This is a genomic window from Clostridium sp. Marseille-QA1073 (genome assembly GCF_054863625.1).
On sequence record NZ_JBSVQM010000011.1, the window covers coordinates 36,620 to 52,209 of the forward strand.

At 28.1% G+C, this 15,590-nt stretch carries 16 protein-coding genes; all 16 read left to right on the forward strand.

Going from position 1 to position 15,590, the window contains the following annotated elements; translation table 11 throughout:
* The first annotated feature begins 318 nt into the window (after positions 1 to 318).
* The 16 genes from ACY1IQ_RS11500 (at position 319) to ACY1IQ_RS11575 (ending at position 15,436) form a co-directional block, all read left to right on the forward strand.
* Positions 319 to 969 (forward strand): DUF1836 domain-containing protein, encoded by a 651-nt coding sequence (locus ACY1IQ_RS11500; RefSeq protein ID WP_461614045.1) that lies wholly within the window; start codon positions 319 to 321, stop codon positions 967 to 969.
* A 98-nt stretch (positions 970 to 1,067) separates the two neighbouring features.
* The gene (locus tag ACY1IQ_RS11505) at positions 1,068 to 1,970 is read left to right on the forward strand and encodes an HD domain-containing protein (RefSeq protein WP_461614046.1); all 903 of its coding nucleotides are present in this window, start codon (positions 1,068 to 1,070) and stop codon (positions 1,968 to 1,970) included.
* Positions 1,971 to 3,302: 1,332 nt separating this feature from the next.
* A complete protein-coding gene (gene pyrB / locus ACY1IQ_RS11510) occupies positions 3,303 to 4,223 on the forward strand; it encodes an aspartate carbamoyltransferase (RefSeq protein ID WP_461614047.1) in 921 nt (306 codons plus the stop codon).
* A gap of 26 nt (positions 4,224 to 4,249) precedes the next feature.
* Positions 4,250 to 4,684, forward strand: a complete 435-nt coding sequence (locus ACY1IQ_RS11515) for an aspartate carbamoyltransferase regulatory subunit (RefSeq protein WP_461614048.1) — start codon at positions 4,250 to 4,252, stop codon at positions 4,682 to 4,684.
* Positions 4,685 to 4,710: 26 nt separating this feature from the next.
* Positions 4,711 to 5,907, forward strand: a complete 1,197-nt coding sequence (locus ACY1IQ_RS11520; RefSeq protein ID WP_461614049.1) for a dihydroorotase — start codon at positions 4,711 to 4,713, stop codon at positions 5,905 to 5,907.
* Positions 5,908 to 6,026: 119 nt separating this feature from the next.
* The gene (pyrF, locus tag ACY1IQ_RS11525; protein ID WP_461614050.1) at positions 6,027 to 6,896 is read left to right on the forward strand and encodes an orotidine-5'-phosphate decarboxylase; all 870 of its coding nucleotides are present in this window, start codon (positions 6,027 to 6,029) and stop codon (positions 6,894 to 6,896) included.
* Between the two features lie 11 nt (positions 6,897 to 6,907).
* Positions 6,908 to 7,651, forward strand: coding sequence for a dihydroorotate dehydrogenase electron transfer subunit (locus tag ACY1IQ_RS11530; RefSeq protein WP_461614123.1), 744 nt, complete (start codon positions 6,908 to 6,910; stop codon positions 7,649 to 7,651).
* Positions 7,652 to 7,675: 24 nt separating this feature from the next.
* A complete protein-coding gene (locus tag ACY1IQ_RS11535; protein WP_461614051.1) occupies positions 7,676 to 8,572 on the forward strand; it encodes a dihydroorotate dehydrogenase in 897 nt (298 codons plus the stop codon).
* Between the two features lie 145 nt (positions 8,573 to 8,717).
* A complete protein-coding gene (pyrE, locus tag ACY1IQ_RS11540) occupies positions 8,718 to 9,296 on the forward strand; it encodes an orotate phosphoribosyltransferase (protein WP_461614052.1) in 579 nt (192 codons plus the stop codon).
* 264 nt (positions 9,297 to 9,560) lie between these two features.
* A complete protein-coding gene (gene arcC, locus ACY1IQ_RS11545) occupies positions 9,561 to 10,505 on the forward strand; it encodes a carbamate kinase (protein ID WP_461614053.1) in 945 nt (314 codons plus the stop codon).
* A gap of 76 nt (positions 10,506 to 10,581) precedes the next feature.
* The gene (gene arcA, locus ACY1IQ_RS11550) at positions 10,582 to 11,793 is read left to right on the forward strand and encodes an arginine deiminase (RefSeq protein WP_461614054.1); all 1,212 of its coding nucleotides are present in this window, start codon (positions 10,582 to 10,584) and stop codon (positions 11,791 to 11,793) included.
* Between the two features lie 79 nt (positions 11,794 to 11,872).
* Positions 11,873 to 12,868: an ornithine carbamoyltransferase gene (argF, locus tag ACY1IQ_RS11555; protein WP_461614055.1), complete on the forward strand. Its 996-nt coding sequence runs from the start codon at positions 11,873 to 11,875 to the stop codon at positions 12,866 to 12,868.
* Positions 12,869 to 13,233: 365 nt separating this feature from the next.
* Complete coding sequence (locus ACY1IQ_RS11560; RefSeq protein WP_461614056.1) at positions 13,234 to 13,809, forward strand: putative glycolipid-binding domain-containing protein; 576 nt, start codon at positions 13,234 to 13,236, stop codon at positions 13,807 to 13,809.
* Positions 13,810 to 14,220: 411 nt separating this feature from the next.
* Positions 14,221 to 14,379 (forward strand): rubredoxin, encoded by a 159-nt coding sequence (gene rd, locus ACY1IQ_RS11565; protein ID WP_461614057.1) that lies wholly within the window; start codon positions 14,221 to 14,223, stop codon positions 14,377 to 14,379.
* Between the two features lie 137 nt (positions 14,380 to 14,516).
* Positions 14,517 to 14,738 carry a hypothetical protein gene (locus tag ACY1IQ_RS11570; protein WP_461614058.1) on the forward strand — a complete coding sequence of 74 codons (222 nt, stop codon included), beginning with the start codon at positions 14,517 to 14,519 and terminating at the stop codon, positions 14,736 to 14,738.
* Positions 14,739 to 14,872: 134 nt separating this feature from the next.
* Positions 14,873 to 15,436: a YhcN/YlaJ family sporulation lipoprotein gene (locus ACY1IQ_RS11575; protein WP_461614059.1), complete on the forward strand. Its 564-nt coding sequence runs from the start codon at positions 14,873 to 14,875 to the stop codon at positions 15,434 to 15,436.
* The last annotated feature ends 154 nt before the right edge of the window (positions 15,437 to 15,590 follow it).

Below are 15,590 nucleotides of genomic sequence, written 5' to 3' on the forward strand. Positions count from 1 at the left end.
ATATTGAAGAGTGGCATGAATAAAGGGAAAGTTATGCACAGATTTTGTGAATAACTTATAATAAAATGTGTATAACTTACTGTGGATATCATTAAATGATGTTGATAACTAAAAGATTGCAATATTTTATTTCCTGATTTGCAATTAATATAATATTGTCGAAATTAATAATAAAAAAACAGCTTTCAAGAGATGAATAATATGTATTTTATGGTTAAAAATAATTTGTAATAAGTTTATATATAACATATAATATGAATACGAAGAAAATATTAAAAATTAATGTAGTAATAAATAAATTGAATCTGAGGTGAGCATATGGAAAATAATTCGAATCAAGAAAACAATAATGTGAAAAAAGGCTTTAGTCCTGAGGCTCTATCTAACATATTAGGTAGAATATCTGTTATGGCAGAGGATATTGCTGAAAAAAGTGTGATTCCTTATGAAGAATTACCACAATATGATTTGTTTTTATCACAGGTAAAGGATTACTTAAATGATAGATTTGATGATGATAACTTTACTAATAATATACTTCAAAACTATATAAAAAGTGAAGTAATATCTAAGCCAGAAGATGGGAAAAAAAGAGGTTATACAAAAATTCACTTAATACAATTAGTTTTATTAAGTTATATGAGACCTATACTTACTACAGAAGAAATAAGAAAAGTATTTAAACTAGCATTTAATGAAATAAATAATAGAGAAGATGATATACTATCATGGGAAGATACTTATGAAGTTTTTTCAAAGATGCAAAAGGATAGTTTTAATGCACTTTTCATAAATGAAGAATTTAATGATAAAGAAAAATTAAGCGATTACTTTAAAAATCATGATTTTAAAGAAGAGGAACATGAAAGAATTCTTGTATTTTTAGTTGTAATGACATTAGTAGCTCAAGCTAGTTCAATTAAAAAGCTTGTAAGAAGAATTGTTAGTGAGTATACTGATGAAAATTAGAAATTACAATATTCCCTAATAGCATGGATAAAATATTATCATATACCACAAAATAATTATAAATTTAAGAAATTATTTTTGGTATAGGAGCTGAATATATGAAACAATTACGTATAATTGATATTAAAGATAAACAATCTTCCCAAAAGTTTATCATGCTTGTTATGATTAAAAAGAAGTTTTATGATGCTGAAGGAAGAGTAATGCATTATGTGGGAGATAATAGTGGAGATTTAAAGGTATTTATACCAGAAGGTACTAAATACAATATAGGTGATGTTATAAAAATAGAGGCAGTTTCAGATGGTAAGTTTAAAATAAATAAATCTGAAAAAATAGAAAATTTTAATATAGAAGATTTTCTTCCTACTGTTAGAAGACCTATAGAAGATATAATGAATGAACTTAAATCTATATCTGATGAAGAATTTAAAAATAGTGAAGTAAAAGCATTAAATGATTATTTTTTTAATGATATAGAATTTTTAAATAAGTTTAAAAGAGGGATTGCAGGATTAAGTCAACATCACGGATATTTAGGTGGACTTGCTGAGCATACTCTAAATGTTACCTATTTAACTAAGGTTTTTGCTTATAGATATAATTGTAAACATAAAGAAATTGCTATTTTAGCTGCAAAGCTTCATGATATAGGTAAAATATATGAATATAATTATGATGGACCATTTTCTATGAGTATGAGGGGTGAAATGGAGGGGCATATAGTAATAGGTATAAATATGATAGAAGATGCCTTTAAAAATCAACCAGAACTTTACACAGAAGAGTTTAAACATAGAATAAAGGGATGTGTAGTTCAACATCATGGGAAGGTGGAATATGGCTCTCCTAAAGCACCTAATACTGAAGAGGCTTTTATAGTCCATTATGCTGATTATGTAGATGCAACAATGAATAAGGTAGAGCAAATTAAGGATATAACTGAACCAGGAACATGGTCCGAATATGACAGGAGAATAGGTACAAGATTATTTGTATAAAAATAAAAAAAGCTATGAACTTTCATAGCTTTTTTAGATGTCTTATATAAAAAAATATTTGATAATTTTTATAAGATTATGGTGTTAGCATATTTTTATTTACTAACAAGTACTTGGTGCTACTGTACTTGATGCTACTTTAAAAGTTTCTCCAAAAATTGTTTTTGAATAGAAGACTCTACAATTTTCAAATATTTCTGCTTCCTCGTTATCTACAACAAATTTTATTCCTTCAACTGTTTCAGCTATATCGTTTTGTTTCTGTTCATCCAGAACAGCTCCTAAAGTTGGGCCGCCTCAGCCAAAGCCTTTAATCATTAATCTGAAAGCATCCTTATCGCTTTTTTCAAGCTTATCTAAAAGAGCTTTTTTTGTTTTTTCGTCAAATGATATTTTCATTAAAATTTTCCTCCTTTATTTTAAGTAGTTGGTTATAATATTAGTGTACCAAAAACTTATGATATAAATCATTTAGTTAATGGTAATGTTTAGCTACATATCAAATTTAGATTATTAATAAAAATATTTAGTATATTTGTATAACTCATGATATTTATTATGATATATCTATAGAAGTTCTTAATCAAAATTTAACTTATATAGCATTTTAAATTCCATAATAAATAGTCTTATTTATGAATTAAAAATTAAAAATGAAGCACAGGAATCATGATTAAAATTCCTATGTGAAAGTCTTGGAAATTTTTAGAATAAATTTCATTTTAGGTTCTTCATCCTTAACTATTAAGAGGTTAAGCTATTTTTATATAGATTTATTTCACAGTATATTTTAAAACTTTATACTGGATATTTATATTATACTATATATATATTCAAATATCTATATATTTGGATATAATAATTTAAAATTATTTTTATTTTAATAAATTTATAATACATATTATGTTATTTTAGCAAGTATTGGTGAATATGATATATACTAAGTATAAATTTAATTTATATATTCATAGAATTATCTAAATCCTATAATTATAAAATTATTAATGTAATATACATTGAAGTAAAATATTTGTAATTTAATAAAATATCTTGACAACTATTAAAGATTTATATAATATGTATTTTAAGATAAAAAAATATTAAAACTTTAATATAATCCTTTTAAATTTGATTCCGTGAGATCAGAAGGGAAGATAGTAGTGTTATGTAGGTATATAGGTGTAGCTATAATTATAGCTATAGCTATATGTTTATAGTAAAGAAAAATGCTTTCCTTTCAGGAAAGCATTTTTTATTTTATAAAAATTTTAAACTCTTAAGTTATACTAATACCTTTAAATTAACCCAGTGAGGTAAAAAGGAGATGTCATTATGTTAAAAGGAAGAAATTTAATTGAGCCAATGGATTTTAATTTAAATGAACTAGAGGAGATATTTATACTTGCTGATGATATCATCAAAAATCCATGGAAATATTCAAAACTTTGCGAAGGAAAATTATTAGCTACACTTTTTTATGAGCCAAGTACTAGAACAAGATTCAGTTTTGAGGCAGCTATGTTAAGACTAGGAGGAAGTGTAATAGGGTTTTCTGAACCAAATTCAAGTTCAGTAGCTAAAGGAGAAAGCATTTCAGATACTATAAGAACCGTTGCTTGCTATGCAGATATAGCTGTAATGAGACATCCTAAAGAAGGTTCAGCTTTAGTTGCAGCATCTAACTCAGAAATACCAGTTATAAATGCTGGAGATGGAGGCCATCAACATCCTACCCAAACTTTAACAGATCTTTTAACAATAAGAAGTATAAAAGGCAATTTATCAAATTTAACCATAGGATGCTGTGGGGATTTAAAATTTGGTAGAACAGTACACTCACTTATAAAAGCTTTATCTAGATATGAAAACAATAAATTTGTATTGATATCACCTCAAGAGCTTAAAGTTCCCGATTATATAATAAGACTTTTAGAAGAGAAAAATGTAGAGTTTGTTCAAGTAGAAAAAATGGAAGATGTTATAGGAGAACTAGACATACTATACATGACGAGAGTTCAAAGAGAAAGATTCTTTAATGAAGAAGATTATGTAAGATTAAAGGATTCCTATATCTTAGATGTTGAAAAAATGAATATGGCTAAAGATAATATGATAGTACTTCACCCACTGCCAAGAGTAAATGAGATATCTTATGATGTTGATAATGATGAAAGAGCAGTGTACTTCAAACAAGCTAAATATGGAATGTTTGTAAGAATGGCACTAATTGCTAAACTGTTAGGCTTAGCTTAAATATTGGATGTAGGAGGAGTATGAATATGTTAACAATAAATAGTATTAAAAATGGTATAGTTATAGATCATATAAAAGCAGGTGGTGGAATAAAAATATTCAATTACCTAGGGCTAGATAAGGCAGAATATAGAGTTGCATTAATAATGAATGCTGAGAGTGAGAAGCTAGGAAGAAAAGATATTATAAAGATAGAGAATGTTATAAACATAGATTACGCAATTTTAGGCCTTATGGATAAAGGTATAACCATAGATATAATTAAAAATGAAAATATATCTAAAAAAATAAGCTTAAAGTTACCTGAGAAAGTAGAGAATGTTATTAAATGTAAAAACCCAAGATGTATAACTTCCATAGAGCCATATTTAAATCATGTTCATTACTTAGTAAATGAAAAGACAAAAGAATACAGATGTAAATACTGTGATGATATAAGAAAAGTAGGAGAGTTTATCTAATAAACTCTCAAAAGGAGAGAGTATTTATGGAATTGTGTATAAAGAATGCTAAGGTAGTTGATTGGTGCGGAACATTTATAGGAGATGTGTATATTAAGAATGGACTCATAACAGAGATAGGTAAGGATTTAAAAAAGAACTGCAATACAATAAATGCAAAAGGGTTAACTCTAATGCCATCTTTTGTAGATTTACATGCTCATTTTAGGGATCCAGGGTTAACCTATAAGGAAGACATAGAATCAGGCTCTAAAGCCGCAGTTAAAGGTGGATTTACAATGGTTAACCTCATGGCTAATACAAACCCAATATGTAGTTCTATGGACATTGTAAATTATGTTAAGAGTAGAGCAGAAGAAATAGGGTTAATAGATGTACACCAAGTATTTTCAATAACTAGAAATTTTGATGGACAGGATATTAGCCATTTAGATGAAGTAGATAGTTCTATAAAAATAATTTCTGAAGATGGAAAAGATATAATGAATAGCAAAGTAATGCTAGAAGCAATGAAAAAAGCAAAGGAAAAAAACTTGATTGTAATGTGTCATTGCGAAGATCCATACCTTTCAAACTATGACATGAGAATTGCTGAGAATATAATGACTAAAAGAAATATAGAGTTCTCTAAAATTACTAATTGTAAGCTTCATATTGCACATGTAAGTACTCTAGAAGCAATCAACTATATTATTGAAGCAAAAAAGCAAGGATTACAGATAACTTGTGAAGTTGCACCCCATCACTTGGCGTTAACAAATAATTATGATTATAGAGTAAATCCTCCACTAAGAGAGAAAAATGATATAGATTTTTTAATAAAAGCCATAAAAGATGGATATGTAGATGCAATAGCTACAGATCATGCTCCTCATAATGAAGAAGATAAGATAAAGGGCGCACCAGGAATTTCAGGACTAGAAACAGCCTTTTCAATAACTTACACAAAATTAGTAAAAGAAAATAACATAAGTTTAAATAAATTAAGTGAAATAATGAGTAAAAATCCAAGTGAATTGCTAGGAGCAAATAAAGGAACGATTGAAATTGGATATGAGGGAGACTTAGTTCTATTAGATTTAGAGGCCAGCTACGAAATAAATTCAAAAGAATTTTGGTCAAAAGGAAAAAATACGCCATTAGATGGAATAAGAGTCTATGGGAAGATAGTTAAAACTATAAAAGGTGGAAAAGAAGTTTATTCTAATGAAGAATATAATTAGGCACCTTAAAAAAGTAATCTATTTTGTATAATACTGTGCTGTCAGAAACCAGTCATAGGATCACTATGGCTGGAGCTTGATAGCTTGTCTAACATAAATAAGATTGAGGGGAAGAAACAATGATAATAGATAAATTATTTAAAACTGTTGAAGAAAAAGGACACGTTTGTGTAGGACTGGATACAGATTTAAGCTATATACCAAATACTTTTCTAAATAAATTTAGTTCACTAGAAGAAGGAATATTTGAGTTTAATAAGGCTATAATAGATGAAACTTTTGATGTTGCAGCTTGCTATAAACCACAAATAGCTTATTATGAAGCATTAGGAATATCAGGACTTATGGCTTATAAAAAAACATTAGAGTATATAAAGCTTAAAGACGGAATAAGCATTGGAGATATAAAGAGAGGAGATATATCAAAAACAGCTGAAATGTATGCTAAAGCTCATTTTGAAGGAGATTTTGAAGCTGATTTTATAACATTGAATCCATATATGGGATTAGATAGTATCGAACCTTATCTTCCATATATTAAGGAAAAAGAAAAAGGGGTATTTCTACTAGTTAGAACTTCAAATAAAGGGGCTAAGGACATTCAATATATTGATACACTAGATGGAAAAAAGGTATTCAATTTAGTAGGGGAAAAGATTCAGAACTTAGGAAAAGAATGTATAGGAGAGTGTGGATATAGCTCAATAGGAGGAGTTGTAGGATGTACTCATGTAGAAGAAGGAGTAGAGCTTAGAAACAAACTAAACTCAATGTTCTTCTTAATACCTGGATATGGTGCACAGGGGGGAAAGGCAGAAGATGTTGCACTATATTTAAAGAATGGAAACGGTGGAGTTGTAAATTCATCAAGAGGTATAATGCTTGCTTATAAAAAATATGAGGATGGAGAAGCAAACTTTGCAAAATATGCTAGAAAAGAAGTTATAAGAATGAGAGATGAAATACTGAGGGCTATAAGGCAGGAGTAGTTACAATGAATATAAATAAGAAGTACACAGTAAATACAGTTATAGAAAATATTCAAGTATGTGAGGGTATATATAAATTAAAAATAGAAGGAAACTTTAAAGCAGAACCTGGACAATTTTATATGTTAAGAAGCTGGGATAATGAACCAATACTTTGGAGACCTATAAGCGTATATAACATAGATGAAAATGGAGAAAATATAGAGTTTTTATATGCAGTAGTAGGGCAGGGAACTGAACTTTTAAGCAGACTTAAAGGTAAAGATCAAATAAGTGTTGTAGGTCCACTAGGAAATGGATTTGATATAGAAGAAGCTAGTGGTAAAAAAGTAGCCTTAGTAACAGGGGGAATAGGTGTAGCTCCTATACACTATCTTTCAAAGAAAATAAAAAATTCTCAAATAGATGTGCTTGCAGGGTTTAAACATGATGTATATGGGATAGAAGAAATAAAAGAGCAGGTAAACTCAGTGAACATATCAACAGAAGATGGAAGTTATGGTCATAAAGGATATATAACAGAAATATTTGAACCTGAAAAATATGATTTAGTACTATGTTGTGGGCCAGAAATAATGATGTATAAAGTTATAGAAATGTGTAGACAAAAAAATACTAGGGTTTATATTTCAGAAGAAAAGAAGATGGCTTGTGGGATAGGAGCTTGTTTAGTATGTACGTGTAAGACTAAGTATGGTAATAAAAGAACTTGTGTAGATGGTCCTGTATTTTTAGGAGAGGATATAGAGCTTTAATTTATTGTAAGGGAGTTGACTAAAGTGTTAGGTGTTAATATATGTGGAGTAGATTTTAAAAATCCCATAATAGCAGCTTCAGGTACATTTGGATTTGGTAAAGAGTATAATGAATTCTTTGATGTATCAAGACTTGGAGGAATAAGTACAAAAGGACTTACCATTAATCCTAAAGAAGGAAATTGTGGAGTTAGAATGATAGAAACTTCATCAGGAATGATTAATAGTGTAGGACTTCAAAATCCTGGAATACACCACTTTTTAAATAATGAAGTTAAGAAAATGGAAAAGTTGAATACTGTAATAATAGCTAATTTAGGCGGCTCTACAATTGATGAGTATTTAGAAGGGATAGAAGCATTAAATAATAGCAATGTAGATATGATTGAACTTAATATATCTTGTCCTAATGTTAGAGAAGGTGGAATGGCATTGGGTATAAAATCTCATATTGCTTATGATGCTGTAAGACAAGTTAAAGTATTATGTAAGAAGCCGTTAATAGTAAAATTATCGCCTAACGCAGAAGACATAAGAGATATGGCATATAAATGCTGTGAAGCAGGTGCAAATGCATTATCTCTCGTGAATACTTTTAAGGCAATGGCTATTGATATATATAAGAAAAAACCTGTATTTGATAATATATATGCAGGATTATCTGGACCAGCAATAAAACCTATAGCACTTAGAATGGTTCACGAAGTTTGCCAAATAGTAGATGTTCCAGTTATTGGTTTAGGCGGAATAAGAACATGGCAAGATGCTATAGAATTTATAATGGCAGGATCACAGGCAGTTCAAATAGGTACTGCAAATTTTATAAAGCCTGATATAACTTTAGATATAATAAATGGTATAGAAAAATATTTAGAATCTGAGGGAATTAAAGATATAAACGAAATAAGAGGGATAATTTAAAGAATTAAAGATGAATAATGATGAAATATATAATAAATTAAACTTTATTAGTAGATTTCTTAATATAGTTAAAAATGTTGTTGAATCTTCATCTTTAAATTAAAAAATATTTACTGAAAATGCAAATATATATTGGAGGTTAATAATGGATAATAAAGATAAAATAGTTATAGATACATTAGTAGAATCAGGAGCATTACTAGAAGGGCATTTTTTACTATCTTCAGGAAAACATAGTAATAGATATTGTCAATGTGCACGATTATTACAATACCCAGATAAAGCAGAAGAAATTTTAAAATTAGTGGTAGAAAAGATAAAAGATATAGATTTTGATGTAGTTGTAGGTCCAGCTATGGGAGGAGTAATTGTTGCTTATGAAGTTGCTAGACAATTAGGCAAGACGGCAATATTTACCGAGAGAAGAGATGGAATTATGACTTTATCAAGATTTGAAATTGCAAAGGGAACAAAAGTTATTATATCTGAAGATGTTGTAACTACAGGAAAATCCACTATGGAAGTTGTTGAAGTATTGAATAAGCTAGGAGCAGAAGTTGTAGGAGTTTGTTCAATAGTTGATAGGAGAAATGAGGATTGCAAATTAAAATTACCTCTATATAGTGCTATAAAATTAAATATAGAAACTTTTAATGTTGATGAGTGTCCATTGTGTAAAGAACAGGTTCCGTATATTAAACCAGGCAGTAGAATTATAAAATAATTGTCAGAATTAGTCTATAAAAAAAGTTTATTCATTAGTTAAGAATAAATATTCAAGCAGTGTATTAAATTTGCATCAAATAAAGTAAAAATGCATAATATTTTAAGCTGTTATGCATTTTTTTGTAGCGCCTCTGTATAATGTGATAATTTCTAATTATTGACATAAAAGTGAAAAAATTTTACTATGAAATTATAAATATCTCAATATTCTGAATATGTGCGTCGGATAAAATAGTGTTAAAAATATATGGGGGGGTTAATAATGAAAATTGTGTTAGCTTTAGGGGGAAACGCATTACAATCAAATCCAAAAGATAAAAGTGCAAAAGCTCAGTTAGAAACATGTAAAGAAACGGCAAAATCAATAGTAGATTTGATAGAAGATGGTCATACAATATCTATCGTTCATGGAAACGGACCTCAAGTTGGACAAATAGTAGCTACTGTAGAGGATGCCATAAAACAAAATGAAACAAATGTATTATTTCCATTTGATGTATGTGGAGCATTCTCACAAGGATACATCGGATACCACCTTCAAAATGCCATTTCAGAGGAACTCGCTAGAAGAAATATAAATAAACCTGTAGCCACAATAATCACTCAAGTTGTTGTAGATAAAAATGATAAGGGGTTTCAAAATCCAACAAAACCAATAGGATCTTTTTATAGCAAAGAAATAGCTGAGAAATTAGAAAAAGAACAAGGTTATGTTATGAAAGAAGATGCTGGAAGAGGATATAGAAGAGTAGTTGCATCACCTAAACCAATAGATGTAATAGAAAAAAATACAATTAAATATTTAGTTGATAGTGACAATATAGTAATTTCATGCGGTGGAGGGGGAATACCTGTAATCAGAGAAGGTTCAGAGGTTAAGGGCGTTGCCGCAGTTATAGATAAAGATTTTGCAGCAGAGAAATTAAGTGAGATATTAGATGCTGATTGTTTGCTAATATTAACAGCAGTTGATAGAGTTTGTATAAATTATAATAAACCAGAAGAAAAGTCACTTGATATTATAACTTTAGAAGAAGTCGATAGATATATAAAAGAGGGTCAATTTGCACCTGGAAGTATGTTACCTAAAGTAGAAGCATGTAAAAAATTTGTTATGCATAATAATAATAAAGTTGCAATAATTGCTTCTCTTTCAAAAGCAAAAGAAGCATTGAAGGGATTATCAGGTACTAAGATAGTTAGATAAGATTTACAAATTGAAAGTAGGGTATCCTATAGAGAAATGAGAGGTTTCTTATTATAAATTAAGGAAGTGATAGTTTGTGGAAAAAAGAAATATAGAAGTTTATTCAGAAATTGGTAATTTAAAAACTGTTCTTCTTCATAGACCTGGAAAAGAAATAGAGAACCTTACACCAGAGTATCTAGAACGGCTTTTATTCGATGATATTCCATATTTAAAAATTGCTAGAGATGAACATGATAAATTTGCAGATTTATTTAAAATCAATGGAGTAGAAGTTTTATATCTTGAGAATTTAGTAGCTGAAGTTGTAAAAAGCCCAGAAATTAAAGAAAGATTTATAAATGAAGTCATATGTGAAAGTAATATAGAAAAGGATTATATTAAAAGTGAAATAAAGTCATATCTATCATCTATGTTACCTAAAGAGATGATAGATACTGTAATGGCGGGAGTCAGAAAAATTGATATCTCTATGAAGGAAAGTTCTAATGAGTATCCATTCTTGTTAGATCCTATGCCAAACTTATATTTTACTAGAGATCCATTCGCTTGCATAGGAAATGGTGTATCTCTTAATTCTATGAAAAAGCCTATTAGAAGAAGAGAAAGTATATTTGGGAAATATATATTTAAATATCATCCTCATTTCAAAGACTCTAATATTAAAATTTATTACGATAGAGAAGATGAATTTCACATAGAAGGTGGAGATCAGTTAGTATTGTCTAAAGATGTTCTAGCAGTAGGATATAGTGAAAGAACGGACAAAGAGGCTATATTTACTTTAGCTAAAAATATTTTTAAAGCTAATGAAAGTTTTAAAAATATTTTAATATTCGACATACCTAAAATAAGAGCATTTATGCATTTAGATACAGTATTTACAATGGTTGATTATGATAAATTTACCATACATCCAGCTATAGAAGCTAGTTTGAAAGTAACAAATATAAGGTACGATAAAACTAAAAATGAAATAGTTGCAATAGAAGAAGAAGATAGTTTAGAAGCTATATTATCTAAATATTTAGGTCGTGATATCACTCTTATAAGGTGTGGTAATGGAGATCAAATAATTTCGGGAAGAGAACAATGGAATGATGGCTCTAATACCCTAGCTATATCGCCAGGTAAAGTTATAACTTATGACAGAAATTATGTAACTAATGAACTTTTAGATAAACATAATATAGAGGTGTTTTCTATTACTTCTAGTGAGCTCTCTAGAGGAAGAGGAGGCCCAAGATGTATGTCAATGCCATTTATTAGAGAAGAATTAAAGTATTAAGCTAAGATTTAAAGTAATAAATCTTAATGATTATTTAAGTATAGCTAAGTATAAAAATATTAATTAGGGGGAATTGAATATGTTTAACCTTAGAAACAGACATTTTTTAACACTTATGGATTTTACACCAAAGGAAATTAATTTTTTACTTGATTTAGCTCAAGATTTAAAAAAAGCTAAGTATACTGGAGTTGAAGAGCAAAAATTAAAAGGTAAAAACATAGCATTATTGTTTGAAAAAGATTCAACAAGAACAAGATGTGCATTTGAAGTTGCTGCACATGATCAAGGAGCTCATGTAACATACCTTGGACCAACAGGTAGCCAAATGGGAAAAAAGGAATCTATAGCAGATACTGCTAGAGTTTTAGGAAGAATGTATGACGGAATAGAATATAGAGGATATGGACAAGAAATAGTTGAAGAGCTTGCAAAATATGCAGGAGTTCCGATATGGAATGGACTTACAAATGAAGATCATCCAACTCAAATATTAGCTGATTTTTTAACAATAAGAGAACATTTCTCAAAGCCACTTAGTGAAATAAAATTTGTTTACGCTGGTGATGGTAGAAATAATATGGCAAATGCTCTTATGATAGGTGCCGCTAAAATGGGAATGGATTTTAGAATAGTAGCGCCAAAGTCATTATTCCCAGAAGATGAATTAGTTAAAAAATGTGAAAAAATTATAAGTGAAACTGGTGGAAAAATAACATTAACTGATAATGTTGAAGAAGGTGTTAAAGACGTAGATGTTATATACACAGATGTCTGGGTATCAATGGGAGAACCTGATGAAGTTTGGGAACAAAGAATTAAGTTATTAATGCCATATCAAGTTAATAAAAAGATGTTAGAATTAACAGAAAATAAAGATGTTAAGTTCATGCATTGTTTACCAGCTTTCCACGATGTAAAAACTAAGATTGGAAAAGAAATATATGAAAAATTTGGCATAGAGTCAATGGAAGTTACTGATGAAGTATTTGAAAGTTCTGCTTCTATAGTGTTTGATGAAGCTGAAAATAGAATGCATACTATAAAAGCTGTTATGGTTGCAACTTTAGGATAGTAAGATAGTTAAGCTAGCCCTAGGAATAATCCTTTGGGCTAGTTTTTATTTAAATCATTTTTGATAAGTTAATAAGATAATATTTTTTCAATGTATTTAAATAACAATTTATATTCTATTAAATTGTTGTACAAAATTTATAAATACTCTGTAGTTTATATAATTTGTATTAAATTATTATTTTATTGATATTATTTAATACATTTGATTTGAAATATACTGAGCAACAATAGTAATATAAGTATATAACAAGCAATTGAACCAGTATGTTCCTTATATGTAAAGTTATCAACATATTTAACGATATACTTTTAAAGTAAATTAATTTAATAATTACATAATAAGATAAAGAGAGGATATGTTATATGAAAAAAGAATTAATTTGGAGGGCGTTAGATGGATTTTCTACAGAACATTTATGTCTTTATGAAGATCAAGATAGAATAGTAGCCAATTCTGTTGTTATAGGTATGAATGAAAATATACCATTTCGTGTTAATTATGAAATAGATTGTGATTTAAACTGGAAAGTAAATAAAGTTGATTTAAGAGTATTTGATAATAAATCTAAAAATATTACTTTATTATCAGATGGTAATGGAATTTGGAGAAAAAGTTGTGGTGAAGAGATAGAAGATTTAAGAGGCTGTATAGATATTGATATTTCTATTACACCCTTTACTAATACTATTCCAATTAGGAGATTATCTTTAAATCTTGGTGAATCAAGTGAAATAAAAGTAATTTATATTGATGTTCATAATGTTAAACTAAAGCCTGTAACACAGAAATATACTTGCTTAGAGTCAAACTTAGAAGGATTTAAATATAAGTATGAAAACTTAGATAGTGGTTTTATTACTGAATTTTTTGTTGATAAAAAAGGTTTAATAATTGATTATCCAGGTATATTTAAAAGAGTAGATAATAGGAACTATTAGTAGCATAAATATATATTTAAATTATAAAGTATAAATTATATTTCTAAAAATTATAGTAAAAGCATTATATAGTTCAAGTGGTAGTAATAAACATTTATTGATTATACGTAGTTAAATATAATAGAGAGATGAATAGTAATAAAGAATACCAAAAAAAGATATAGTTACAACTATTTGCTTATTATAAGAAATAACCATTATTAAATGATATGAAGTATTAATTTAAAATATTTTCTGATAATATCATTATTATTCTTTACAGCAATAATAATATCTGTTAAATTATAATTACAACAAAAGAGAAAAAGTTGATTAGTTTGCATATATTAAAAATAGAATATTAGGTATATTTTTCGGTTAGTTCTAGAAAAATATATATATGATAAATTTTATAATTTAGGAGGAAATATTATGAAAAAGTATGTTTGTGTAGTATGTGGATATGTTTATGACCCAGCTGAAGGAGATCCAGATAATGGAGTAGCACCAGGAACATCTTGGGAAGATGTACCTGAAGAGTGGGTATGTCCACTATGCGGAGTAGGTAAAGACCAATTTGAAGAAGAATAAAATATAGTTTACACATAATAAAAGTCACTATTTAATAGTGACTTTTTTATAATATAAAAAAACAATCATAAAACTTTATTACTCTTAATATTATATATCATCAATTAGGTTATAAATTAGCAGAAGGAGAGAAGATTATGTTAAATGAAGTTCCAACGGTGATTTATGATTTGGAAGGAATTCCTATGAGAGTAATAAAAGCTTCTAAAATCTTTTTTAAAAATAGAAATGAAGAAGGGTATATACTTCATATAGAAAAAGCTGAAAAAGTTACTGCTGTAAGTGAATTTGAGCTTAAATATGTAGATGGTAAGTATGTTTTAAATAGGAAAATTTTTAGAGAGATAATATTAGTATAATTTTAAAGTAAAAGGGGCAATTCTATTATTGGAAGTTGCTCTTTTTGTTTATGTAAAAACTTCTAAAAAAATATAAATAAATTTTTCTAATTTGTGCAAACTAATATTATAAAAGAACGAGGAGGATTTAAACTATGAAAAAAAATTTTAAAACACTATTATGCTCAGTAATGGTATTATCTATTTTCACACTTCCTTTAATAGGATGTCGTACAGCTACAACAGATGGAAACAATACAACAAATGGTACTAACACAACAAATGGTACTAATAAAACAAATGGAAACAATACAACAAATGGTAATAATACAACAAATGGAAACAACACAACAAATGGAAACAACACAACAAATGGTACCAATACAACAAACGGAAATGCGGATACAAAGAGAGCACAAGATATAAGCACTAAAGTTCAGGCTGTAAAAGGAGTAAGCAGAGATGCTGTAGTTGTTAATGACAATACTGCTGTAGTTGGTGTTACATTAGAAAACACTGATATGAAATTAGATGATAACATGAGAAGATCTATAGAAAATGCAGTTAAAGAAGTAGATCCTAATATTACAACTGTTAAAGTAACTAATGATACAACTCTATTTGACAGAATACAAAATATGGCTAACGATGTTATGAATGGAAGAACAATGACAGATATCAGAGATAACTTTAATACTTTAGTGAATGATATTAGATAATAGAACTAATAAAAAAACTCTACGAAAAGTCGTAGAGTTTTTTTATTTTAGGTAACATTTGTTACCGATTATTTTATATGTGATTGATATAATTTTATTGTAAGGTAAATAAACAGAAAATATTGTTTAGATAAATTAAAGTAAAAAATATTTC

Excerpts from the sequence above, each read along its gene's own strand:
- argF (WP_461614055.1), top strand. The coding sequence starts at position 11,873 with ATGTTTAACCTTAGAAACAGACATTTTTTAACACTTATGGATTTTACA.
- rd (WP_461614057.1), top strand. The coding sequence starts at position 14,221 with ATGAAAAAGTATGTTTGTGTAGTATGTGGATATGTTTATGACCCAGCT.
- pyrF (WP_461614050.1), top strand. The coding sequence starts at position 6,027 with ATGATAATAGATAAATTATTTAAAACTGTTGAAGAAAAAGGACACGTT.
- ACY1IQ_RS11560 (WP_461614056.1), top strand. The coding sequence starts at position 13,234 with ATGAAAAAAGAATTAATTTGGAGGGCGTTAGATGGATTTTCTACAGAA.
- ACY1IQ_RS11500 (WP_461614045.1), top strand. The coding sequence starts at position 319 with ATGGAAAATAATTCGAATCAAGAAAACAATAATGTGAAAAAAGGCTTT.
- ACY1IQ_RS11570 (WP_461614058.1), top strand. The coding sequence starts at position 14,517 with ATGTTAAATGAAGTTCCAACGGTGATTTATGATTTGGAAGGAATTCCT.
- ACY1IQ_RS11520 (WP_461614049.1), top strand. The coding sequence starts at position 4,711 with ATGGAATTGTGTATAAAGAATGCTAAGGTAGTTGATTGGTGCGGAACA.
- pyrB (WP_461614047.1), top strand. The coding sequence starts at position 3,303 with ATGTTAAAAGGAAGAAATTTAATTGAGCCAATGGATTTTAATTTAAAT.
- ACY1IQ_RS11505 (WP_461614046.1), top strand. The coding sequence starts at position 1,068 with ATGAAACAATTACGTATAATTGATATTAAAGATAAACAATCTTCCCAA.
- ACY1IQ_RS11575 (WP_461614059.1), top strand. The coding sequence starts at position 14,873 with ATGAAAAAAAATTTTAAAACACTATTATGCTCAGTAATGGTATTATCT.
- ACY1IQ_RS11515 (WP_461614048.1), top strand. The coding sequence starts at position 4,250 with ATGTTAACAATAAATAGTATTAAAAATGGTATAGTTATAGATCATATA.
- arcC (WP_461614053.1), top strand. The coding sequence starts at position 9,561 with ATGAAAATTGTGTTAGCTTTAGGGGGAAACGCATTACAATCAAATCCA.
- pyrE (WP_461614052.1), top strand. The coding sequence starts at position 8,718 with ATGGATAATAAAGATAAAATAGTTATAGATACATTAGTAGAATCAGGA.